Source organism: Klebsiella sp. M5al, assembly GCF_002090195.1.
Classification (GTDB): domain Bacteria; phylum Pseudomonadota; class Gammaproteobacteria; order Enterobacterales; family Enterobacteriaceae; genus Klebsiella; species Klebsiella grimontii.
In genome coordinates, this window is the sequence record NZ_CP020657.1 from 2,492,331 (window position 1) to 2,516,745 (window position 24,415).

At 56.1% G+C, this 24,415-nt stretch carries 18 protein-coding genes and 1 other annotated feature; of the genes, 12 read left to right on the forward strand and 6 right to left on the reverse strand.

The window, feature by feature from the left end:
• Positions 1 to 3: 3 nt before the first annotated feature.
• Positions 4 to 1,599 (reverse strand): bifunctional anthranilate synthase glutamate amidotransferase component TrpG/anthranilate phosphoribosyltransferase TrpD, encoded by a 1,596-nt coding sequence (gene trpD, locus BWI76_RS11855; protein WP_024359433.1) that lies wholly within the window; start codon positions 1,597 to 1,599, stop codon positions 4 to 6.
• Positions 1,599 to 3,161 carry an anthranilate synthase component 1 gene (locus BWI76_RS11860; RefSeq protein WP_004139552.1) on the reverse strand — a complete coding sequence of 521 codons (1,563 nt, stop codon included), beginning with the start codon at positions 3,159 to 3,161 and terminating at the stop codon, positions 1,599 to 1,601. The genes trpD and BWI76_RS11860 overlap by 1 nt, the downstream gene beginning before the upstream one ends.
• 35 nt (positions 3,162 to 3,196) lie before the next feature.
• Positions 3,197 to 3,292 (reverse strand) — a sequence feature (Trp leader region).
• 227 nt (positions 3,293 to 3,519) lie between these two features.
• Between BWI76_RS11860 and rnm the strand changes: the two genes are divergently transcribed.
• The 7 genes from rnm (at position 3,520) to BWI76_RS11895 (ending at position 12,960) form a co-directional block, all read left to right on the forward strand.
• Entirely contained in the window at positions 3,520 to 4,389 is an 870-nt protein-coding gene (gene rnm / locus BWI76_RS11865; RefSeq protein WP_004139551.1) for an RNase RNM, read from the forward strand.
• 9 nt (positions 4,390 to 4,398) lie between these two features.
• The gene (locus BWI76_RS11870) at positions 4,399 to 5,019 is read left to right on the forward strand and encodes an L-threonylcarbamoyladenylate synthase (RefSeq protein WP_049090005.1); all 621 of its coding nucleotides are present in this window, start codon (positions 4,399 to 4,401) and stop codon (positions 5,017 to 5,019) included.
• 29 nt (positions 5,020 to 5,048) lie between these two features.
• Positions 5,049 to 6,947, forward strand: coding sequence for a DUF2207 domain-containing protein (locus BWI76_RS11875; RefSeq protein ID WP_004139549.1), 1,899 nt, complete (start codon positions 5,049 to 5,051; stop codon positions 6,945 to 6,947).
• 228 nt (positions 6,948 to 7,175) lie between these two features.
• Positions 7,176 to 8,063: a 23S rRNA pseudouridine(2605) synthase RluB gene (rluB, locus tag BWI76_RS11880; protein ID WP_004121268.1), complete on the forward strand. Its 888-nt coding sequence runs from the start codon at positions 7,176 to 7,178 to the stop codon at positions 8,061 to 8,063.
• Between the two features lie 165 nt (positions 8,064 to 8,228).
• Entirely contained in the window at positions 8,229 to 9,593 is a 1,365-nt protein-coding gene (locus BWI76_RS11885) for an MFS transporter (RefSeq protein WP_004139545.1), read from the forward strand.
• An 18-nt stretch (positions 9,594 to 9,611) separates the two neighbouring features.
• Complete coding sequence (locus BWI76_RS11890; RefSeq protein ID WP_049090006.1) at positions 9,612 to 11,969, forward strand: beta-glucosidase; 2,358 nt, start codon at positions 9,612 to 9,614, stop codon at positions 11,967 to 11,969.
• Positions 11,970 to 11,985: 16 nt separating this feature from the next.
• Positions 11,986 to 12,960, forward strand: coding sequence for a helix-turn-helix transcriptional regulator (locus BWI76_RS11895; protein WP_024359429.1), 975 nt, complete (start codon positions 11,986 to 11,988; stop codon positions 12,958 to 12,960).
• On the opposite strand, the gene cobO is transcribed toward BWI76_RS11895, so the two are convergent.
• Positions 12,932 to 13,522, reverse strand: coding sequence for a cob(I)yrinic acid a,c-diamide adenosyltransferase (gene cobO, locus BWI76_RS11900; RefSeq protein WP_049086326.1), 591 nt, complete (start codon positions 13,520 to 13,522; stop codon positions 12,932 to 12,934). The genes BWI76_RS11895 and cobO overlap by 29 nt on opposite strands.
• Positions 13,519 to 14,280 (reverse strand): YciK family oxidoreductase, encoded by a 762-nt coding sequence (locus BWI76_RS11905; protein WP_004121257.1) that lies wholly within the window; start codon positions 14,278 to 14,280, stop codon positions 13,519 to 13,521. Before BWI76_RS11905 ends, cobO begins: the two co-directional genes overlap by 4 nt.
• A 254-nt stretch (positions 14,281 to 14,534) precedes the next feature.
• Between BWI76_RS11905 and sohB the strand changes: the two genes are divergently transcribed.
• Positions 14,535 to 15,581, forward strand: coding sequence for a protease SohB (gene sohB, locus BWI76_RS11915; RefSeq protein ID WP_024359427.1), 1,047 nt, complete (start codon positions 14,535 to 14,537; stop codon positions 15,579 to 15,581).
• A gap of 56 nt (positions 15,582 to 15,637) precedes the next feature.
• On the opposite strand, the gene BWI76_RS11920 is transcribed toward sohB, so the two are convergent.
• Positions 15,638 to 15,889 (reverse strand): YciN family protein, encoded by a 252-nt coding sequence (locus tag BWI76_RS11920; RefSeq protein ID WP_004139530.1) that lies wholly within the window; start codon positions 15,887 to 15,889, stop codon positions 15,638 to 15,640.
• Between the two features lie 410 nt (positions 15,890 to 16,299).
• Here BWI76_RS11920 and topA point away from each other — a divergent pair, with 410 nt between their 5' ends.
• The 4 genes from topA to acnA all read left to right on the forward strand — a co-directional run bounded on the left by topA (position 16,300) and on the right by acnA (position 23,681).
• Positions 16,300 to 18,897: a type I DNA topoisomerase gene (gene topA / locus BWI76_RS11925; protein ID WP_024359426.1), complete on the forward strand. Its 2,598-nt coding sequence runs from the start codon at positions 16,300 to 16,302 to the stop codon at positions 18,895 to 18,897.
• 329 nt (positions 18,898 to 19,226) lie between these two features.
• A complete protein-coding gene (cysB, locus tag BWI76_RS11930) occupies positions 19,227 to 20,201 on the forward strand; it encodes an HTH-type transcriptional regulator CysB (protein ID WP_004121248.1) in 975 nt (324 codons plus the stop codon).
• Positions 20,202 to 20,446: 245 nt separating this feature from the next.
• A complete protein-coding gene (locus BWI76_RS11935; protein WP_004139526.1) occupies positions 20,447 to 20,614 on the forward strand; it encodes a YmiA family putative membrane protein in 168 nt (55 codons plus the stop codon).
• A gap of 394 nt (positions 20,615 to 21,008) precedes the next feature.
• Positions 21,009 to 23,681 carry an aconitate hydratase AcnA gene (gene acnA / locus BWI76_RS11940; protein ID WP_064371698.1) on the forward strand — a complete coding sequence of 891 codons (2,673 nt, stop codon included), beginning with the start codon at positions 21,009 to 21,011 and terminating at the stop codon, positions 23,679 to 23,681.
• A 56-nt stretch (positions 23,682 to 23,737) separates the two neighbouring features.
• Here the strand turns inward: acnA and ribA are convergent, their stop codons facing one another.
• Positions 23,738 to 24,328, reverse strand: a complete 591-nt coding sequence (ribA, locus tag BWI76_RS11945) for a GTP cyclohydrolase II (RefSeq protein WP_004139521.1) — start codon at positions 24,326 to 24,328, stop codon at positions 23,738 to 23,740.
• Between the last annotated feature and the right edge of the window lie 87 nt (positions 24,329 to 24,415).

Below are 24,415 nucleotides of genomic sequence, written 5' to 3' on the forward strand. Positions count from 1 at the left end.
TATTTACCCTCTTGCCGCTAATGCGGTCACTCTGTCATAGGCCGCTCCGCTGTGCAGCACATCGATGACCTGCTGCGCGTTGGCCTTCAGATCTTCGTATCCATGTAAACGCATCAGCATGGCGACGTTGGCGGCAACGGCGGCTTCGTGAGCGGCCTCGCCTTTACCTTGTAGTAAGCGCGTAAGAATGTCACGGTTTTCTTCCGGCGTGCCGCCTGCCAGCTGCTCCTGATGGTAAGGCGTCAGGCCAAAGTCGGCGGCGGTCAGCTGGTAGCTCTTTATTTCGCCATTGTTCAGCTCCGCGACCACCGTCGGCGCGTGCAGCGACACCTCGTCCATTCCGCCGCTATGCACCACCGCGGCGCGCTGGTAGCCCAGCACGCGCAGGGTTTCCGCAATCGGCAGCACCAGCTCCGGGCTATAAACGCCAATCAGCGCCAGAGGCGGGTGGGCCGGGTTGATCAGCGGCCCAAGCACGTTAAACAGGGTGCGAGTTTTCAGCTGCTGACGGACCGGCATCGCGTGGCGGAAACCGGTGTGATACTTCGGGGCGAACAGGAAGCAAACGCCCAGTTCATCCAGCGCCTGGCGAGATTTATCGGCATTCATATCCAGATTGATACCAAACGCCGCCAGCAGGTCGGAAGATCCTGATTTACTCGATACGCTGCGGTTGCCGTGTTTCGCGACCTTCAGGCCGCAGGCGGCGGCCACAAACGCGCTGGCGGTCGAAATATTGATACTGTTGCTGCCGTCGCCGCCGGTACCGACGATATCGGCAAACAGATAATCAGGGCGCGGGAACGGCGCGGCGTTTTCCAGCAGCGCGGTGGCGGCGCCGGCGATTTCCTGCGGATGCTCACCGCGCACCTTCATGCTCACCAGCGCGGCGGCCAGCTGCTCGGGTTTCACTTCCCCGCGCACCACCGCTGAGAACAGCTGATGGCTCTCCTGCTGGCTCAGGGTTTCGGCCTGATACAGTTTTTCCAGAATTGGCTGGAGGGTGTTGGTCTGCTCCAGCTTCTGCAACGCCCAGGCCAGGGTTTGCTCTAGCAGGCGCGCGCCCTGCGTGGTCAGAATCGACTCCGGGTGGAACTGGAAGCCGCAGACGCGATCCGCATCGTGACGCACCGCCATGACCATGCCGTTGAAGTGGGCATTGATGGTCAGCCCCGCCGGAATGTTGCTACCCACCAGCGAGTGGTAGCGGGCCACCGGCAGCGGGTTGCTCAGACCGGCAAACATCGCCTGTCCGTCATGTTCAATACTCGAAGCCTTACCGTGGAGGATTTCGCCGGCCTGGCCGACGTAGCCGCCGTAGGCTTCGACAATCGCCTGGTGTCCGAGGCAGATACCGATAATCGGCAGTTTGCCGCGCATGCGGATCAGCAGCTCCGGCATGCAGCCCGCTTCGCTCGGCGTCCCCGGCCCTGGAGAGAGCATCAGTACCGGGTTTTTCATCGTGCCGATGCGCTCAATCAGCGCCTGCGCCGGGACGGAGTTGCGGTAAATCACCACGTTATGGCCGTTCGAACGCAGCTGGTCTGCCAGGTTATAGGTAAAAGAATCGATATTATCGAGCAGCAGAATGTCGGCCATTAGAAAATCTCCTTCGCGTGGTGGGCCTGGGCGATAGCGCGCAGCACCGCGCGAGCTTTATTACGGGTTTCATCCGCTTCTGACTGGGGAACGGAGTCGAGCACGATACCGGCGCCCGCCTGGACGGTGGCGACGCCATCCTGCACGTAGGCGGAACGGATAACGATGCAGGTATCGAGGTCGCCGTGGGCGGTAAAATAGCCCACCGCGCCGCCGTAGCTGCCGCGACGCTTGCCTTCAGCGGCGGCGATAAGCTGCATGGCGCGCACTTTCGGCGCCCCGCTGAGGGTGCCCATATTCATACAGGCGCGGTAGGCATGCAGCACGTCAAGATCGCGGCGCAGCTCGCCAACCACGCGGGAGACGAGGTGCATCACAAAGGAGTAGCGGTCGACTTTGGTCAGGTCGGCGACGTAGCGGCTGCCCGGCGTACAGATGCGCGCGAGGTCGTTACGCGCAAGGTCGACCAGCATCAGATGCTCGGAAAGCTCTTTATGGTCGGTGCGCATCTCCAGCTCAATGCGGCTGTCGAGATCGCGATCCAGCGAACCATCCGCGCGGCGGCCGCGCGGTCGGGTACCGGCGATCGGGTAGATTTCAATCTGGCGATTGGTGGCATCATACTTGAGAGAGCTCTCCGGCGACGCGCCGAACAGGGTGAAATCGTTGTCCTGCATAAAGAACATGTACGGGCTCGGGTTGCTCTTCTTCAGCACATCATAAGCGGCGAGCGGCGATGGGCAGGGCAGCGAGAAGCGGCGCGACGGCACGACCTGGAAAATCTCGCCCGCGCGAATGGCGCGCTGCATTTTACGCACCACGGCGCCATACTCTTCGTCGCTCTGGTCGCAGTCGCAGCGCATCTCGGCTACCGTGGTTACCGGCAGCGGCAGCGGCGGCTCGTTCAGCTGCTGGCGAAGCTGAGCGATGCGCTGCAGCAGACGCTGCTTTTCGCTTTCCAGCGGCGTAAACAGGCTCGCCTGGATACGGGTGTTTTTGGTCTGATGATCGATAACCAGCAGCGTTTCCGCCAGATAGAAGCAGTAATCCGGGCAGGCGGTGTCGCTTTCCAGCGATGGCAGGTCTTCAAAACCGGCGACCAGGTCATAGGCGAACAGGCCGCCGAAGAACATGGCTTCGCGCTCGTCCTGCGGAACGGTAACCAGTTCCTGCAGCAGGCGAAAAGCGTCGAATACCGAGAGTGAACACAGGCGGGCGTCTTCATCTAGCAGCGCGCTGACCGGGGGAAAGGTTAATACCCGGCTATTGGGCTGACGCTGATTATTGATGCCGGAGGGCAGGGCGCTATCCAACAGTTCCAGCAGCGCCGTACCGTTGGCGGACAATGCGTGAATAGTGACGGTGTCACCAAGTGCGGTAATGCGCAGGGCGCTATCCACCAGCAGCAGGCTCTTTAAATCATCCTTGCTGTCAATATCAGCGGATTCCAGCAGCAGGGTGGCTGGACGCGCGCCGCAGATCTGGTGGAACAATGCGGTGGGGTTTTCCCGATAGATGGCGTCGCTGGTGAGAAGCTCGAGTGCCGGTTTTGATGTTTGCATTATTGTTGTCGCCTGTTCGCTATAATAATTTGTCCAATAAAAAGCCCGCTCATTGGCGGGCCGGGTATCTGTATGCTGAGTGCAAAACGCGATCACGCCGCCCGATAACAGGAGGTGCGCCACCAGCCGTGCAGAGTGATAAATTGCGTTTTCATCGTTGATACCCCTTCATGTGAACTTGCGTACTAGTTAACTAGTCCGAGAGATTAATGTCAACCCCTGTTTGCAGATTTTCTCTCTCTGTCGGTATGATGATGCGCTTATTGATATCCTTAATCACTTAAGCTGCAGAATCACAGTCAATCTGCCTGTGACTTAAAGTATGACGGGTACAGGTTCATGTCCAGCAGGAGTCATCTTGAGCAACACCAATTACGCAGTGATTTACGACCTGCACAGCCATACCATTGCCTCTGACGGGCGACTGACTCCAGAAGAACTTGTCCATCGCGCGCACCAGATGCGCGTCGGCACCCTGGCGATTACCGATCACGATACCGTGGCGGCGATTCCCGCGGCTCAGGCTGAAATTGAACGCGCCGGTTTACCGCTGGCGCTGATTACCGGGGTGGAGATTTCCACGCTGTGGGAAAATCATGAAATTCACATTGTCGGACTGAATATCGATATCGGCCATCCGGCAATGATCGCGCTGCTCGATGAACAGAAAGCGCGTCGCCAGATGCGGGGCCAGCAGATTGCTGAACGGCTGGAAAAAGCGCGGATCCCGGGGGCCTGGGAAGGGGCGCTGAAGCTGGCGGACGGCGGTGCGGTGACGCGCGGCCATTTTGCCCGTTTTCTGGTGGAGGCCGGCTATGCCAACAATATGGCTGACGTCTTTAAGAAGTATCTGGCGCGCGGGAAAACCGGTTACGTTCCGCCTCAGTGGTGTACAATAAAACAAGCGATTGATGTCATTCATCATTCTGGCGGTAAGGCGGTCATTGCCCATCCCGGGCGCTATGACCTTTCCGCCAAGTGGTTAAAACGTCTGTTGGCCCACTTTAGCGAACAGGGCGGCGATGCGATGGAGGTGGCGCAGTGTCAACAGGCGCCGCACGAGCGCGCTCAGCTTGCCGCTTACGCCGTGCAGTATGGCCTGGATGCCTCGCAGGGGTCTGATTTTCATCAGCCCTGCCCATGGATCGAACTGGGCCGCAAACTTTGGCTGCCCGCGGGCGTTGAAGGGATCTGGCGCAGTTGGGAAGTGGCCGTAGAACAAAATTGAGAGGGAAGTATGAGCCAGTTTTTTTATATCCATCCGGAAAACCCCCAGGCGCGGTTAATTAACCAGGCGGTGGACATTGTGCGTAAAGGCGGAGTCATCGTCTATCCGACCGACTCCGGTTACGCCTTAGGCTGTAAAATTGAAGATAAAGGCGCGATGGAGCGGATTTGCCGGATCCGTAATTTGCCAAACGGCCACAACTTTACCCTGATGTGCCGCGATCTGTCCGAGCTGTCGACCTATTCATTCGTCGATAACGTGGCCTTTCGTCTGATTAAAAACAATACGCCGGGTAACTATACCTTTATCCTCAAGGGCACCAAAGAAGTCCCGCGCCGCCTGTTGCAGGAGAAGCGTAAGACTATCGGGATGCGCGTGCCGTCGAACCCGATTGCGCAAATGCTGCTGGAAACATTGGGTGAGCCGATGCTTTCCACTTCCTTGATGCTGCCGGGAAGCGACTTTACCGAATCCGATCCGGAAGAGATTAAGGATCGTCTGGAGAAGCAGGTGGACCTGATTATTCACGGCGGCTATCTGGGCCAGCAGCCGACCACGGTTATCGATCTTACCGAAGACGCGCCGATCGTAGTGCGTGAAGGCGTCGGGGACGTGACGCCGTTCCTGTAATTGTTTTTTATTCCAAGGAAGGAATCGTCGTGAAATGGACATTAATCTGTCGCTTTTTTCTTCTGCTGTGGCTGTTCAGCGTGCCGTTCAGCCCTGCGCATTCTGAGGTTTTATCCCCCTGGCAAGAAGCTATCGCTCTGTTTGACGTTCAGGCTACCATGCGCCAGGACGGCGTGCTGGACGTGCGAGAAAACCTTCACTTCCAGGTGCGCAACAGGCAGATCAAACACGGTTTCTTTCGCGATCTTCCGCGTATGTGGGTGCGGCCGGACGGCAACGCGGCCCTGCTGACGTACCATGTGATCGGCGTGACCCGCGATGGCAAACCCGAGCCCTGGCATCTGCTCTGGCACCGGGGGACGATGAGGATCGTAGTCGGCGATGAGCAAACTTTTCTGCCGGAAGGCGATTATCGCTACCAGGTGCACTATCAGGTCAGCAACGCGTTTATCCGCGATGACGAAGATGATGTGCTTATCTGGAATGTCACCGGCGCCAGCTGGTCGTTCGAAATATTCCAGGTTCGCTTCGCGCTGCAACTAGCGGATGCGCAAGGGGACCCGTTCAGGCAGATCGACTTTTTTACCGGCGATGATGGCGAAAGGTTAAAAAATGGCCACCTTCTGCCGGATGGGCGCATTGAGTCCCGCGAACCCTTCTACCAGCAGGATTTTACCGTACTCTATCGCTGGCCTCGTGCGCTGTTGCCTGATGCCGCAGAGCCGCAGGCGACTCATCTACTCCCGCATCTTTTTATCCCCACGTTATCGTCTTTAAGCGTGTGGATCCCCTGTGGATTAATGGCGGGTTATTTCTTGTTTTTATGGCTGCGCAGGCCGCGTTTTACTCCGGTTGACGTGCCGGTGCTGACGTCAATGTCTACGGAATTTTCTCCAGGCTATTTGCGTATGGCGGCGAAGCAAACGTACGACGATAAAGGTTTTTGCGCCGATGTGACCAACCTGATTGTGAAGGGGCGGGTGGCGCTGGAGAATGTGCCGGGCGATGAAATGCTATGCTCGTTGGTTCGGGTACGTTCTGGCGCAATTCACACAGGCGATATTCCGACCCAGGAAGAGCAGCTATTGATGGATCTGCTGTTTCATAAGAGCGATAAAGTGGAGCTCAAGGGGCGCTACAACAGAACGCTGCGCAAAGCGTTTAAGCGAATGGATAAATACTATCGTCAGCAGCATAAGGGCGCGGGCTATCGGCCTTTGAGCTTCCTGTTATGCGGTATTGTGGCGATGTTTGCGACTCAGATTCTCGCTAATGCGCAGAGTCTGGGCTGGACGGCCAGAACCTTAACTGCGGATTGGTTTGCGGGTCTTTTCTTCGTTATTCCGCTTCTCTTTAGCAGCGTGTTTTTACTGAGCGATAGCGATCCCGGCAAACCAATTCGCAAGCGTCTAATGGCGACGGTGTTGTGGCCGCTTATCGGCGGCGGCCTGATTTTTCTGTTTCTATGGGCGAAAATGGGTTTTTCGCTCTTTCAATGGTATATGCCCGCCGGATACTTCAGCGCCTGGTGCCTGTCCGGTTATATCACCGCGCTGGGCTTTTGCCTGCTCCCGCAGCTTACGCAATTGGGCCAGCAGCGCTTTGCCAGAGCTGAAGGGGTCATCCGTTATCTTGGACGGCTGGAGGCAGCAACGCACAGCGGCCCACGGCGCAAAGGCGAATCCCGTTACCTGGATATTTCATTGCTTAGCTGGGCGGTAGCCGCAGGGTTGGGTAAGGCGTGGGCCAATCGCCTGGCTCCATCCCTGGCGGCGGCGATTAAGGCGCCGGAGATAGCCCGATCCGGGGCGTTTTTGACCTTGCAGGCGCATCTGAATAGTGGATCCGCCAGCGCTTTTGGTCTCGGCGGCAGCGGCGGGGGATTTTCCGGCGGCGGAGCAGGAGGCGGCGGCGGAGGCGGATGGTAAGTTGTGCTATCCTCGTAATGCGAAGAAGCATTGATCTTAAAGTTCGTGTACCATGTTCGCCCACGCGAGAAGACGTGTCTCTACTGTGGTCGCTAAAATGGCGCAAAACATGATACGCCTTGATGCAAAATATATATACAGAACATGGTGTTAGAATATTATTTTGCTAACGCCCTGTTTTTCGAAGTATACCAGACGCCTGGGAAGGCGACACCTTAAGGAAGCTCAATGAGCGAGAAATTACAAAAAGTGCTGGCCCGCGCTGGCCACGGCTCCCGCCGTGAAATCGAAGCCAAAATCGAAGCTGGCCGCGTCAGCGTCGATGGCAAAATCGCCACCCTTGGCGATCGCGTTGAAATTGTCCCGGGTTTAAAAATTCGTATCGACGGCCACCTGATTTCGGTGAAAGAGTCTGCGGAACAGATTTGCCGCGTGCTGGCCTACTACAAGCCGGAAGGCGAACTCTGTACCCGCAACGACCCGGAAGGGCGTCCGACGGTGTTCGATCGTCTGCCAAAGCTGCGCGGCGCGCGCTGGATTGCCGTTGGTCGTCTGGACGTGAACACCTGCGGCCTGCTGCTGTTTACCACCGACGGTGAACTGGCGAACCGCCTGATGCACCCGAGCCGCGAAGTGGAACGTGAATACGCGGTGCGCGTGTTTGGCCAGATTGACGATGACAAGCTGCGCCAGCTTTCACGCGGCGTGCAGCTGGAAGACGGCCCGGCGGCGTTCAAAACCATCAAGTTTACCGGTGGTGAAGGGATTAACCAGTGGTACAACGTCACGCTGACCGAAGGGCGTAACCGCGAAGTCCGTCGCCTGTGGGAAGCCGTTGGCGTACAGGTCAGCCGCCTGATCCGCGTGCGCTACGGCGATATTCTGCTGCCGAAAGGCCTGCCGCGCGGCGGCTACACCGAGCTGGACCTGGCGCAAACCAACTACCTGCGTGAGCTGGTCGAGCTTACGCCGGAAACCACCTCTAAGGTCGCCGTCGAAAAAGATCGCCGTCGCATGAAGGCAAATCAGATTCGCCGCGCGGTTAAGCGCCACAGCCAGGTGAGCAATAATAATAACAACCGTCGTTCCAGCAGCCGTAATAACGGTAACGGTTAATTATTCCAGTTCCGGCGGTCGCCGCCGGAATTTTCTCTCTTGTGACTCCTTTCACACTTCTGCATAAAGACAAAAAACGGGAAATCCCCGGACAAATAACGCAAAGCGATGCGCCTGGCTACGCCATATACTGACGCCACTGATTACATTAACAGGTAGCCTAAAATGGAAACAGCAGGAAAACTATCGGCAAGCTATGTGGTTATCGGCGTTAAAGAAAAAATAGGCTATGGATTTGGCGATTTCGCCTCTAATTTATCCTTCGGCTTTGTTTCTCTATTCTTACTTTTTTTCTATACCAATATTTACGGGATTAGCGCCGTACAGGCGAGCCTGATCTTTGTTATTGCCCGCGTGGTTGATGCGGCCTTTAATATTGTGATTGGTTTTGCTATCGATAAAACCCACAGCCGTTACGGTAAACTTCGTCCATGGTTATTGTATGGTTCCATTCCGCTGGGCTTTCTGACGGTGCTCTGCTTTGTGCCTTTCGGCGGTGAGGCCAAATTCTACTTCGCACTGATTTCATATACTATTTATTGCCTGGCCTATACGGCGGTGAATACGCCTTACTCGGCGCTGACCAACCGTTTAACCCAGCATGAAGCCTCCCGTTCATCGCTGTCGGTATACCGGTTTGTACTGGCGATTGTTGGCTATCTGATTGTGTCCACCACCGCGGATAGGCTGATTTCCCCGTTTAGCGATAAACAGCTGGGCTATGTCTTCGCCGTCTCTTGCTTTGCGCTGCTGGCGACGTTTTTGTTCCTTGCCTGTTTCGGGATGACCAAAGAGCGCGTTGGCGAAGAAGAGGAACAGACTCCGGCGCCGACGCTGCGGGAAATGTTGAAGGCGGTGGCAGGGAACGCGCCGCTAATTAACCTCTCCATGTTCACCGTCTTTTTTTATATTGCCTATACCGTGTGGATGGCGATCGCTATTTACTTTATCAAATATATCATTGGTAGCGAAGGTTTTACCTCCACCTTCTTTATGATTCAGTCGGCGGCTTATATTGTCGGTACCGTTATTTCGGAAAAAATTATTGCGTTGATAGGTAAAAAGAAAATGACGCTGGTGGCCCTGTTAATCGGTGTGGTGGGCGTACTGATGCAATATTTTATCGCCGGCGACAATATCTGGCTGATCATGACCGGCGTGTGTCTGTACAGTATTACGCTGGGGATGGGTTTCGTTTCAATGTGGTCAATGATTGCCGATACCGTGGAATATGCCGAGTGGCACCATGGGGTGCGTACCGAAGGCGCAATTTACGGCTTTTTTAATTTCATCACTAAAATAGCGATGGCCATCGGCGGCGGCTGCGCGGGATGGATGCTGGACTATTATCACTATGACGCGGGCAATATCACCGCCAGCGCGATTAACGGCATTAACGTACTGATGACGCTATTTCCCGGCGCGATGTTTGCCCTCAGCGCCCTGTTTGTCGCCTGCTATTCGCTGGATGAAAAAACCTATCGCGATATTGTGCAAAAGATCAGCCTGCGTAAACAGAACGCGCTTTAACCTCAGGGAGCCAGAGAGATGAGTAACGATTTTAACACCACCCTTGCCGCGATGAGCGCGGAAGAGAAAGTGGCGCTGTTGACCGGCAGCGGCCTTTGGCGCACCGCCTCGCTGCCGCAGCACGGTATCGAAGATATCATTATGACCGACGGCACTTATGGCGTGCGCTACAGCAGCGCGCAGATTGATGGCCGGGAAAAGTGGAGCATGGATGATTTTATCTCGGTCATCACCCAAACCGCAGACCAGGCCAGCGTGGCAGAGCCCGCCGCGAAAGGGGGCAGTGAAGCGCTGTTCAGCACTTCGCTACCGGCGACCTGCTTTCCAAACGGCTCCAGCCTGGCCTGCAGTTGGGACGTGGAACTGGTGCATCAGATGGGGCAAGCGCTGGGGCGAGAGTGTCAGCAAATGGGCGTCGGGATCCTGCTCGGGCCCGGCATTAATATTCGCCGCACGCCGCTGGCCGGGCGCGGCTATGAATATTACGCCGAAGACCCGGTGGTCAGCGGTGACATTGCCGCAGCGTTGATCAACGGTCTGCAGCAGGAGGGCGTCGGCGCCAGCCTGAAGCATTTTGCGGCCAATAACTCGGAATTTCGCCGCACGGAGATGGATTCGATCATTGAAGAGCGGGCGCTGCGGGAAATTTACCTGGCGGGTTTCCAGCGGGCGATTGCAAAATCCCGGCCGTGGACGGTGATGTCCTCCTACAATCGTCTTAACGGCGTACAAACTTCGCAGGATCCGTTTTTACTCACTCAGGTATTGCGCGATGAGTGGGGATATGACGGCCTGGTGATGTCCGACTGGTACGGCATTAAAGATCGTCCCGCTTCGTTGATGGCGGGCAACGACCTGGCGATGCCGGAAACCCGCCGCGATAAACAAACTCTGCTGGCGGCTATCGAAGCCGAAGAGGTGCCGATGGCGGTGGTGGATCGCGCGTGTCTACGCATGCTGGAACTGCTCGACAAGGTTCAGCGCCATCGCCGCCCGCAAACGCGAGCCGATTTTACGGCGCACCACGCGCTGGCGCAGCGGCTTGCCGGTGAATCTATCGTCCTGCTGAAAAATGAAGAGGCTCTGCTGCCGCTGCGTTCGGAGAAAACACCGCGCATCGCGGTGCTGGGTAAACCGGCGCAGGAGCCGGTGATTCAGGGATCCGGATGCGCGACCACGGTACCGTATCTTCTCGATCGCCCGCTGGATGAAATTTTCGACCTCGCCGGGGACGATTTTAGCGTTACCTGGGCCGTAGGCGCGCCGGACGATCTGCGCGATGATGAACAGGCGCTGGCGCAGGCCTGCAGCGTGGCACAAGAGGCTGACGTGGCGGTACTCTTCGTCAGTACCGCCGTAGGCGAAGATGGCGAAAACGGCGATCGTCAGGATCTGCATATTCTGCCGGTGCACGAGCGGTTGATTCGTGAAGTCGCCGCGGTCCAGCCAAATATCGTGGTGGTGCTGGCGAATAGCGATGCGGTGGTGATGCCGTGGCTTGGCGAATGCAAAGCGCTGCTGGAAACGTTTTTTGCCGGTCAGGGGATGGGGCGCGCGGTGGCGGAAATCCTCTTCGGCAAGCGTAACCCCTGCGGCAAGCTGACGGTAACGGTGCCTAATTCCCTGGAGGAAACCCCGGCCTGGCTACACTATCCGGGCGAAAACCTGCGCCACTACTACGGAGAAGGGCTTTTTGTCGGCTATCGCTATTATGACAAACGTCGCCTGATGCCTCAGTTTCCGTTTGGTTTTGGCTTAAGCTATACCCGGTTTGCCTACGATAATATCGCGCTGTCAGCCTCCCGATTAGGCGCAGACGAGACGCTTACGGTGTCGTTCGACCTGACCAACTGCGGGGAGTATGCGGGTAAAGAGATCGTCCAACTGTACGTCAGCGCGCCGAAGGGGGAGCTGATTCGCGAAGTACAGTCATTAAAAGCGTTCAGCAAAGTGGCGCTGGCCGCCGGAGAATCCCGGCGCGTAAGCCTGCAGCTGCCCATTGCCGAACTAGCCTGCTACCATCCGGGTCTTGGCGACTGGATGGTGACGCCGGGCATCTGGCAGATCCGCGTCGGCGCCTCATCCCGCGATCTGCCGTTAACGGCGGAAATGGAGGTAGATTGCCCGCAGCGGTACGTCCCGCTGCGCGATGATAACTCTCTGCAACAGCTGATCCAGCAGCCGGAGGCCTTTGCCCGCGTCGTGACGCTGATTGCCGATAAGAGTCAGATACCAGCGGAGCAGGTGCGTGAAAAATTGATTCGCCTGGCGCCGGATCTGTTCTGCGGACTGCTGATTGCGCTGACCGAGTTCCTGGCGCTGGATATTGAGCGCGACGAGCTTAACGCGGTGCTGGCGGGCGCTCATCATTGCTAATGACAGGAGAGTGCGCATGTTCCCTTTTTCAGTGACTCATCCTCGTTCGGTCAGCCAGACCGGCCGACAGACGGTGAACAGCGGCTACGAGCTGATTGCCTTTGATGCGGAGAAGCTGAACGTGTTTGCCGCGGAGGTTCGCTACTGCGAGCCTCACTGGCATCCGGCTCCGGAGCTGATTACCGTGCTGGCGGGGCGATTTACGCTCTCTGTCGGCCAGCAGAGCCTGGAGCTTACGCAGGGGGATATGCTGTACATCAATGCCGAAGAGGTCCATTCGCTTAGCGCGGAGGAGGCGGGCAGCCAGCTGGTCACCGTCCAGTTTTCACCCGGCCTGTTTGATGAGCTTCATCCCTCGCCGCAGCTGGACTGGAATACCTGCGGACGATCTTACTCTACGGCAGACAGTGAGGTGCACCTCCGGCTGGCGAGGCTACTGGAACAGCTAATCGATAACCACGCGCCGTTTCAGCGCATCGCGGCGATTTATCTGCTGCTGGATGCGGTCGTCTGCGCCGGAAAGCCGACGCGGCGCGGCGAAAGCTCGCTGCGCGACGAGGCGATGATCAAAAAAGGCATTGATTTTATCAATCAACACTTTGATCAGCCGCTGACCCTGAGCGAGGTCGCCTGCCATAGCGGGATGAGCTACTCCTGGTTTTCGCGGTTGTTCAAAAAAGTGAGCCGCTATAATTTTAAAGAGTACCTGACGCTGGTGCGGCTAAACAAAGCCCGCACTCTGCTGCGCGATACGCGCACGCCAATCACTGAGATCAGCCACAGCTGCGGCTTTCAGGAGCACAAGTCTCTAATTGCCGCCTTTAATAAATACTGCGGCGTCACGCCAACCGAATACCGTAAGCGCTTCGTCTCGCGGCAAAATATTCCCGAAAGCGAGCTGGCGCTGGGGGAGGATTGCCTGTGCCTGCCGCTCAATCATGGGCTGCTCGAGCGGCTGGCGGCTAGTAGTCGATCCCTATCTGCGCCTTGATCCCGGCATCGAAGGCGTGCTTAACCGGACGCAGTTCGCTAACGGTATCGGCCAGTTCGGTAATTTCACGGTGGCAGCCGCGGCCGGTGATAATGACCGTCTGGTGCGCCGGGCGGTTGCGCAGCGCGGTAAGCACCTCTTCCAGAGGCAGGTAGTCGTAGGCCACCATATAGGTGAGCTCGTCCAGCAAAACGAGGTCGAGGCTTTCATCGGCCAGCATTCGGCGCCCGTGCTCCCAGACTGAAAGGCAGGCGGCGGTGTCGCTTTCGCGATCCTGCGTATTCCAGGTAAAACCGGTCGCCATCACCTGAAATTCGACGCCGTGCGGCTCGAGCAGGTTGCGCTCGCCGTTTGGCCAGGTGCCTTTTATAAACTGCACGACGCCGGCCTTTTTACCGTGCCCGACGGCGCGGGTAACGGTGCCAAAAGCGGCGGTGGTTTTGCCTTTACCGTTACCGGTAAACACGATCACGATGCCGCGTTCTTCCTGCGCGGCGGCGACGCGAGCGTCAACTTTCTCTTTTACCCGCTGCTGGCGTTCGCGGTGGCGTTCATCACTCATTGTGCGATTCCTGGTTTGCGGCCCGGCTGGGCGTCAAAAGTCATTCCCGTCTTACGGCGGCTGTCGTCGCCCATCAGCCACAGGTAAACCGGCATGATATCAGCGGGGGTTTTCAATTTTTGCGGATCTTCCGTTGGGAAGGCATTGGCGCGCATTTTGGTGCGCGTGCCGCCGGGGTTGATGCAGTTAACCCGCAGATGACGGCTCTGATACTCTTCGGCCAGCACCTGCATCATGCCTTCGGTGGCGAATTTAGATGCGGCATAAGCGCCCCAGTTGGCGCGCCCCTGACGGCCGACGCTGGAGGAGGTAAAGACCAGCGAACCCGATTCGGATTTAAGTAATAAAGGAAGCAGCGCCTGGGTGAGCATAAAGGTGCCGTTCACGTTTACCTGCATGACCTGCTGCCATACTTCCGGCTTTTGCCGATCCATTGGGCACACGTCGCCCAACAGACCCGCGTTGTGCAGCACCCCGTCGAGGCGCGGATAGTGGATGGCGATCTTCTGCGCCAGCTGTTGGCACTCCTGCGGCGTGCAGGTTAACAGGTCGAGAGTGAACCAGCGGGCGGGAATGCCGCCCGCTTGCTGAATCTCGTGCGCAACGCTGCGCAGCTTCTCTTCATTACGGCCGACCAGGATAACGCTGGCGCTATAGCGGGAATAGGTCAGGGCGGCTTCACGGCCTATGCCATCGCTGGCGCCGGTAACCAGGATGATGCGATCCTGTAACAGGTGACGTTGCGGTTGATAGTGCACGGCGACTCCTCGGGCGATCGGCAGGCGATCGCGCTTGCTATTCGGTATTTCACTTTTGCGCTTTATGCCTGAAAGCGCCCGCTATTGCAATCGGCGAAACGGAAACTCTTCGCGGAATTAATATCTTGCAACGATTTCATCGTCGCTGAAAAAAACAGGAAGGCGCCTCGCGCGCGACACAAAGCACAAAGACTTCTCGCCGACGGCTGATGTACACTGTGCGCCAACGTCAGCGGTTTACACAAGGTGAAAACGTGGAATTACTTGCTCAATATGGCCTGTTTTTGGCCAAAATCGCGACCATCGTTGTCGCAATTGCGGTTATCGTCGCCATTATTGTTAACCTGACTCAGCGCAAAAAACAGCGCGGCGAGCTGCGGGTAACCAATCTTAGCGAGCAATATAAGGAGATGAAGGAAGAGCTGGCGGCTTCGTTGCTCGATGGGCCGCAGCAGAAGCTGTGGCATAAAGCGCAAAAGAAAAAGCTCAAGCAGGAAGCAAAAGCGGCAAAGGCGCGGGCAAAGCTGGGAACTCCCGAGCCGGACGCTAAACCGCGCGCCTGGGTGCTGGATTTTAAAGGCAGTATGGATGCCCACGAAGTCAGCAGCCTGCGCGAAGAGATCACCGCCGTTCTGGCGGCGGCAAAAGCGCGCGACCAGGTGGTGATTCGCCTTGAAAGCCCCGGCGGCGTGGTCCACGGCTACGGCCTTGCCGCTTCACAACTGCAGCGTCTGCGCGACAAACAAATCCCGTTAACGGTCGCGGTAGATAAAGTTGCGGCCAGCGGCGGCTATATGATGGCCTGCGTGGCGAACAGAATCGTCAGCGCGCCGTTCGCTATCCTTGGCTCTATTGGCGTTGTGGCGCAGATCCCCAACATCAATCGTTTTCTTAAGAACAAGGACATCGACATTGAGCTGCATACGGCCGGGCAGTACAAACGTACCCTGACGATGCTGGGCGAAAATACCGAAGAAGGGCGCCAGAAATTCCGCGAAGATCTCAACGATACCCATCGACTCTTCAAAGACTTTGTCCACCGGATGCGCCCTGAGCTGGATATCGAGCAGGTAGCGACGGGTGAACACTGGTATGGCGTTCAGGCGCTGGAAAAAGGCCTTGTTGACGCGGTGGAAACCAGCGATGAACTTCTGCTGGGCCTGATGGACAAGCATGAGGTTATCAGCGTGCGCTACCAGCAGCGTAAGAAAATGCTCGACCGGTTTACCGGCAGCGCGGCAGAAAGCGCCGATAAACTGCTGCTGCGCTGGTGGCAGCGCGGGCAAAAGCCGCTGATGTAAACAAAACAACGCGAGGCATGGGCCTCGCGTTGTCGTATTGGCCCTGCGCGCGGCGGTTAATCCGCCAGGTGATACTTATCAGACAGCTCGTGCGCGAGATATTTAAACATATTGAATACCGCCGTACTCTTCGCCGTTGGCAGACCCTGCTCATCAAGATAAAACTCGCCGCTGAACACCAGCACGCCGTTACGCTGAACGACGTCGGTGGCCTCGATCCCGGCTAACGTATCTTCATGTTTGCGAATGAGTTTGTTGGCTTTTTCCAGAAGCGTCTGGCGATCGATGGGTTGGGTTGTACCTTGCATAAATGCCTCCTGTGATTCTTCGCGGCTAGTCTACGCCGCACGGCGACGAGGGGCAAATTTTCCATGGATCTTACGAGGGTAATCGCAGGAGCTTAATAAACATCAGTTTAGTGGCGGGATTTGCTTTTGCATGCTAATAAAGTTGCGTAACGAATTTTATCAGGTACAGTGTGACGCTTTCAGCGATCTGGCAACAGATTTGCTTGACATTCGGCCAAAAATTATTCGTGCTATGTCGCCTGGCAAGAAAAAGCCAGCAAACTCAGCTATCTGGTTTTATGGACCTGAAACCGGTGCAAAGGGTTGATATCCATCGATAACGACGCAACATAGGTTGTGACGTGTCGCCAGTGGATGGTGAATCAATGTGCGATGTATTCCTGGATGAATCAAATTAGGTAAAGGTGAATATGGGTAAAGCTCTCGTTATCGTTGAGTCCCCGGCAAAAGCCAAAACGATCAATAAGTATCTGGGTAATGACTACGTGGTTAAGTCCAGCGTTGGTCATATCCGCGATTTGCCGACCAGTGGCTCAGCTTCCAAAAAGAGCGCCGACTCTACCTCCACCAAAGGGGCTAAAAAGCCTAAGAAGGATGAACGCGGCGCTCTGGTCAACCGTATGGGCGTGGACCCATGGCATGACTGGGATGCGCACTATGAAATACTCCCGGGTAAAGAAAAGGTTGTTTCCGAACTCAAACAGTTGGCGGAAAAAGCTGACCACATCTATCTCGCAACCGACCTTGACCGCGAAGGGGAGGCCATCGCATGGCACCTGCGGGAAGTTATCGGCGGTGATGAACAGCGCTATAGCCGCGTAGTGTTCAATGAGATCACCAAGAATGCTATCCGTCAGGCTTTCGAAAAGCCGGGCGAACTGAATATTGACCGTGTTAACGCTCAGCAGGCGCGCCGTTTTATGGACCGCGTGGTGGGTTACATGGTTTCTCCGCTGCTGTGGAAAAAAATTGCCCGTGGTCTGTCCGCAGGCCGCGTCCAGTCGGTTGCCGTACGTCTGGTGGTTGAACGCGAGCGTGAGATTAAGGCGTTTGTTCCGGAAGAGTACTGGGAAGTTGACGCCAGCACTACGACGCCAGGCGGCGATGCGTTACCGCTGCAGGTGACCCACAGCGGCGATAAGCCGTTCCGTCCGGTGAGCCGTGATGAAACCATGGCAGCGGTTGCGCTGCTTGAGAAAGCCAGCTACAGCGTGCTGGAGCGTGAAGACAAGCCGACCAGCAGCAAGCCGGGCGCGCCGTTTATCACCTCCACGCTCCAGCAGGCCGCCAGCACGCGTCTTGGCTTCGGCGTGAAGAAAACCATGATGATGGCGCAGCGCCTCTACGAAGCGGGGCATATTACCTATATGCGTACCGATTCCACGAACCTGAGCCAGGACGCGCTGAATATGGTGCGCGGCTATATTGGCGATAACTTCGGTAAGAAATATCTGCCGGAGAGCGCTAACCAGTACGCCAGCAAAGAAAACTCCCAGGAAGCGCACGAAGCGATTCGTCCTTCCGATGTCAACGTGCTGGCCGAAACGTTAAAAGATATGGAATCTGATGCGCAGAAACTGTATCAGCTGATCTGGCGCCAGTTTGTCGCCTGTCAGATGACGCCAGCGCAGTACGACTCCACCACCCTGACAGTGAAAGCCGGCGATTTCAAACTGAAAGCGCGCGGTCGTACGCTGCGCTTTGACGGCTGGACCAAAGTGATGCCAGCCCTGCGTAAAGGCGATGAAGATCGTACTTTACCGCTGGTCAACAAGGGCGAAAGCCTGAGCCTGGTCGAGCTGACGCCCGCGCAGCACTTTACCAAGCCGCCGGCGCGTTTTAGCGAAGCCTCGCTGGTTAAAGAGCTGGAAAAACGCGGCATCGGCCGCCCGTCCACCTATGCGTCGATCATTTCGACCATTCAGGATCGCGGCTATGTGCGGGTGGAAAACCGTCGTTTTTATGCGGAAAAAATGGGCGAGATCGTCACCGATCGTCTGGAAGAGAACTTCCGCGATCTAATGAACTACGATTTCACCGCGCAGATGGAAGACCGCCTCGACCAGGTGGCCAACCATCAGGCCGAATGGAAACAGGTTCTCGATAACTTCTTCGGAGACTTCACCTCGCAGCTGCAAACGGCGGAGAAAGATCCAGAAGAGGGCGGCATGCAGCCGAACCCAATGGTTCTGACCACCATCGACTGCCCAACCTGCGGGCGCAAGATGGGGATCCGCACCGCCAGCACCGGCGTCTTCCTCGGCTGTTCGGGCTATGCGCTGTCGCCAAAAGAGCGCTGCAAAACTACCATTAACCTGGTGCCGGAAAACGAAGTTCTCAACGTGCTGGAAGGCGAGGACGCTGAAACCAACGCGCTGCGCGCCAAACGCCGCTGTAAAAAATGCGGCACGGCGATGGACAGCTATCTCATCGATCCTAAGCGCAAGCTGCACGTCTGCGGTAATAACCCGACCTGCGATGGCTACGAGATTGAAGAGGGCGAGTTCCGCATTAAGGGCTATGATGGCCCGATCGTTGAGTGTGAGAAATGTGGCTCTGAAATGCACCTGAAGATGGGGCGTTTTGGTAAGTATATGGCCTGCACCAACGACGAGTGTAAAAACACCCGTAAGATCCTGCGTAACGGGGAAGTGGCGCCGCCGAAAGAAGATCCTGTGCCGCTGCCGGAGCTGCCGTGCGAGAAATCGGACGCCTACTTTGTTCTGCGCGATGGCGCGGCAGGCGTTTTCCTGGCCGCGAACACCTTCCCGAAATCGCGCGAAACCCGCGCGCCGCTCGTGGAAGAGCTGTACCGCTTCCGCGACCGCCTGGCCGAGAAGCTGCGCTATCTGGCCGATGCGCCGCAGCAGGATCCGGAAGGCAACAAAACGATGGTGCGTTTTAGTCGTAAAACTAAGCAGCAGTACGTTGCGTCAGAGAAAGAGGGTAAAGCCACCGGCTGGTCAGCTTTCTATATTGACGGCAAATGGACTGAAGCGAAGAAGTAACTGCTATCACCGGAAATAAGGGCCGCGTCGCGGCCCTTTTTTAACACTGCATGTTGCTGATATCCAAGATTTATTCTGTATCGTCTCTCGCCTTATAACCGACTTATTATTTTTTGTTAGTATCTATACACTGTAGATATAAATGATATAGTGGTTATAGCTAATCTCTTTTTTATTATCTTATCGTCTTATACATCATCGTCTTCAGGATACGTTGTGGCGCCGACACGGCGAGTCGCAGGCTTGGGGGGGCAATCCGCCCGCCGGCAAGTGACCTGAGCGTAAAATGTATTAAGCGGGTTTATTTTACGTGCTATCGGATATCAGCCATGAAACTACAGCAGCTCCGCTATATCGTTGAGGTTGTTAACCATAATCTGAACGTCTCCTCGACTGCCGAAGGTCTGTATACCTCACAGCCGGGCATCAGCAAGCAGGTTCGCATGCTGGAGGATGAGCTGGGCATTCAGATTTTCGCCCGCAGCGGCAAACATCTCACCCAGGTGACTCCCGCAGGCCAGGAGATCATACGCATCGCTCGCGAGGTCTTATCGAAGGTGGATGCGATCAAGTCGGTGGCGGGTGAGCATACCTGGCCAGACAAGGGCTCCCTGTACGTTGCGACTACCCACACTCAGGCCCGCTACGCGTTGCCGGGCGTGATTAAAGGCTTTATCGAACGCTACCCCCGCGTCTCCTTGCACATGCATCAGGGGTCGCCAACGCAAATCGCCGAGGCGGTGTCGAAAGGCAATGCCGACTTCGCTATCGCGACCGAAGCGCTCCATCTCTATGATGATTTGGTCATGCTGCCGTGCTATCACTGGAACCGCTCCGTGGTCGTCACGCCAGAGCACCCGCTGGCCTCGCGCGAGTCGGTATCGATTGAGGAGCTGGCGCAGTATCCGTTGGTGACTTACACCTTCGGCTTCACCGGTCGTTCCGAGCTGGATACCGCCTTTAATCGCGCTGGCTTAACGCCGCGCATCGTTTTCACCGCCACCGACGCCGATGTGATTAAAACCTACGTGCGTCTGGGCCTTGGGGTAGGGGTGATTGCCAGTATGGCGGTGGATCCGGTTTCCGACCCGGACCTGGTCAAGCTCGACGCCAACGGTATTTTCAGCCACAGCACCACGAAAATAGGTTTCCGGCGCAGCACCTTCTTGCGAAGCTATATGTATGATTTTATTCAACGATTTGCGCCGCATCTGACGCGGGATGTAGTCGATACCGCTGTCGCTTTGCGCTCAAATGAAGATATCGAAGCGATGTTCAAAGATATTAAATTACCGGAAAAATAACCGCAGAAAAAATAATGGCATCCTCTCGGGGATGCCAAAACCTATAATGACCTGAAAATGAATATCTAAACCTCGTCTGAATCACAATTTTCGTTAACTCCTCGTACCACATTTGCAAATATACCTGCCGCGATCAAATTAATGAGCAAAGATATCTTCCGGGAAGCGAATTCACTGGATTAATAGCCAATCCATAATTAAGATTTATCTGTGGTTAGAAATTCTTAGCGATTGGTGGTGAAAAAATGATTAGTGATATCGATTATATGAAGTTTGCGATGTCACAGGAACGTGACAAGACTGAGATAGATCCGGTTTTGAGAAGTAAGGCCTGGAGCGCCGTTATCCTTGGGCTTGCGATGTTCTGGAGCGTCATTGCTCTGGTTGTCTGCAACGTTTGGTTTCTAAGCTAGAGCACCTTCCAGTCAAAATGGTTGTGTCATTTTTATGACAAGTGAAATATTGAGTAATATTCCATCGGATAAAATAGCGGCAATAAGGAGGATATAATTTTTCCCTTTTTACACTCGCTCGATAAATTTACGCTATTGAACTAATCGCCAGAATAATGGCGATTAGTTCTTCTTTGTACTTGTGTACTAATACGCCACGGTCGCCGATACACACCTGTCTTCTTCAATCCTTCTCAATATATCCGCCCTCATTATTCAAATTTCCTGTCTTTATGCGTTAAGCCTATTTTAGCAATTTGGGTTGTTATCAAAATGTTACATCAAAGATGTGTTATCTTTAATAATGACCCTGAGGAGGATCAGGGGATGCTATCCCTAAGGTAAAGGAGGAGCTATGTCGTCAACCCTACGAGCAGCCAGCAAGGATACGCTACAGGTTAAAGATAAAACCTGGCATTACTACAGCTTACCGCTGGCCGCCAAACAACTGGGCGATCTCTCGCGCTTGCCCAAATCGCTCAAAGTGCTACTGGAAAACCTGCTGCGCTGGCAAGACGGTGATTCCGTGACCGCCGAAGATATTCATGCCCTGGCCGGATGGCTGAAGCATGCCCATGCTGACAGGGAGATCGCCTACCGTCCGGCGCGCGTTCTGATGCAGGACTTTACCGGGGTTCCCGCCGTGGTGGACCTGGCGGCGATGCGCGAAGCGGTCAAACGCCTGGGCGGCGATACCGCTAAAGTGAACCCGCTTTCGCCCGTCGACCTGGTGATTGACCACTCGGTCACCGTCGACCGCTTTGGCGACGATGATGCTTTTGAAGAGAACGTCCGACTGGAGATGGAGCGCAACCATGAGCGCTACGTCTTTTTGCGCTGGGGGCAGCAGGCATTTAGCCGCTTCAGCGTGGTACCGCCGGGTACCGGTATTTGCCACCAGGTAAACCTCGAATACCTTGGACGGGCGGTGTGGAGCGAACAGCAAAACGGCGAGTGGGTGGCTTTTCCCGACACCCTGGTCGGCACCGATTCCCATACCACGATGATTAACGGTTTAGGCGTCCTGGGCTGGGGCGTCGGCGGTATTGAAGCAGAAGCCGCGATGCTGGGGCAGCCGGTATCCATGCTAATACCGGACGTCGTCGGCTTTAAACTGAGCGGCAAGCTTCGTGAAGGCATTACCGCGACTGACCTGGTCCTGACGGTGACCCAGATGCTGCGCAAACACGGCGTCGTTGGTAAGTTTGTTGAATTCTACGGCGACGGCCTTGATTCGCTGCCGCTGGCGGACCGCGCGACGATCGCCAATATGTCGCCGGAGTATGGCGCGACCTGCGGCTTCTTTCCGATTGACGCGGTTACGCTTGACTATATGCGCCTTACCGGGCGCAGCGAAGAGCAGGTGGCGCTGGTGGAGGCCTATGCGAAAGCGCAGGGTATGTGGCGTCAGCCCGGAGATGAGCCGGTATTCACCAGCACCCTGGCGCTGGATATGGGAACCGTCGAAGCGAGCCTGGCCGGACCGAAGCGCCCGCAGGACCGCGTAGCGCTCGGCGATGTTCCCCAGGCCTTTGCCGCCAGCTCCGAGCTTGAAGTCAACCACGCGCAGAAAGATAAACGGCCAATCGACTATACGCTCAACGGACAGCAGTATTCGCTGCCTGACGGGGCGGTGGTGATTGCCGCTATCACCTCCTGTACTAACACGTCAAACCCCAGCGTCCTGATGGCCGCCGGCTTGCTGGCCAAAAAAGCCGTTGAGCGGGGTCTGAAACCGCAGCCGTGGGTGAAAGCGTCGCTGGCGCCCGGATCGAAGGTCGTTTCCGACTATCTGGCCCACGCAAAGCTGACGCCCTGGCTGGATGAGCTGGGCTTTAACCTGGTCGGTTATGGCTGTACCACCTGTATCGGTAACTCAGGCCCATTACCTGACCCGATTGAGCGTGCCATCAAGCAGGGCGATCTGACCGTCGGGGCGGTGCTCTCCGGGAACCGTAACTTTGAGGGACGCATTCATCCGCTGGTAAAAACCAACTGGCTGGCTTCGCCGCCGCTGGTGGTCGCCTACGCCCTGGCGGGGAATATGAATCTCGACCTGACCCGTGAGCCGTTAGGCACGGGGAAAGACGGCCAGCCGGTGTATCTGAAAGATATCTGGCCGAGCGGAATCGAAGTGGCGCAAGCGGTTGAGCAGGTATCAACGGAGATGTTCCGCAAAGAGTATGCCGAAGTGTTTGAAGGGACCGCCGAGTGGAAGGCGATAAAAGTGGATCGCTCTGATACCTACGACTGGCAGAATGATTCCACCTACATCCGCCTGTCGCCATTCTTTGATGAAATGGGCGTTGAGCCTAAACCGGTAGAGGATATTCACGGCGCGCGCATTCTCGCCATGTTGGGCGACTCGGTTACCACCGACCATATCTCCCCGGCGGGCAGCATTAAAGCCGATAGCCCTGCGGGCCGTTATCTGCAAAATCACGGCGTCGAACGTATTGATTTTAACTCCTACGGCTCCCGTCGCGGCAACCACGAAGTCATGATGCGCGGGACGTTTGCCAATATTCGTATTCGTAACGAAATGGTCCCCGGCGTGGAAGGGGGGATGACTCGTCATCTTCCGGATACTCAGCCGATCGCTATTTACGATGCCGCCATGCTCTACAAAGAAGAGGGGACGCCGCTGGCGGTGATCGCAGGCAAAGAGTACGGTTCCGGCTCCAGCCGCGACTGGGCGGCTAAAGGACCGCGTCTGCTCGGCGTCAGGGTGGTGATTGCCGAGTCCTTCGAGCGTATCCACCGCTCCAACCTGATTGGCATGGGGATCCTGCCGCTGGAGTTTCCGCAGGGGATGACGCGCAAAACGCTGGGGCTAAACGGCGAGGAGCGGATAGATATCAGCAACCTGCAGGCTTTGCAGCCAGGTATGACGGTGCCGGTCACGCTGACCCGCGCGGATGGTCGGCAGGAAGTGATTGATTGCCGCTGCCGTATCGATACCGCGACGGAGCTGACCTACTATCAGAACGACGGTATTTTGCACTATGTGATCCGCAATATGCTGTAAAGTCGCGTCTGATATAAAAAGGGCCAGCACAGGCTGGCCCTTCATTTTCAACGGCATTACTGACTCAGCAGGTGCCCCATTTTGGCGGCCTTGGTGTCCAGATAGTGGGCATTTTTCGGGTTGCGCCCCACAATCAGCGGCACGCGCTCCACAATATTGATTCCCGCTTCAGTGAGGATCTCGACCTTCTTCGGGTTGTTGGTCAGCAGGCGTACCTGGTCGACGTTGAGCAGCTTAAACATATCTGCGCACAGCGTGAAATCGCGCTCATCGGCGGCAAAGCCCAGCTGATGGTTGGCTTCAACGGTGTCATAGCCTTGATCCTGTAAAGCGTAGGCGCGGATTTTGTTCAGCAGGCCGATATTGCGCCCTTCCTGACGGTGGTACAGCAGGATGCCGCGTCCCTCTTCGGCAATATGCGACAGCGCCGCTTCCAGTTGAAATCCGCAATCACAGCGCAGGCTAAAAAGGGCGTCGCCCGTTAAACACTCAGAGTGTACGCGAGCCAGAACCGGGGATTGCCCCGAAATATCGCCAAAGACCAGCGCGACGTGATCCTGCCCGGTTGCCAGTTCTTCAAAACCCACCATGAGAAAATCGCCCCATGGGGTTGGCAGTTTGGCTTCTGCCACACGTTTAAGCTGCATGTGATTCTCCAGATTCTATCAGCACCTGACTGTGCTTCTGTTTGCCGCTATTTTGCCACAATGGCGCGACGTTCTCCTAATTGCGTA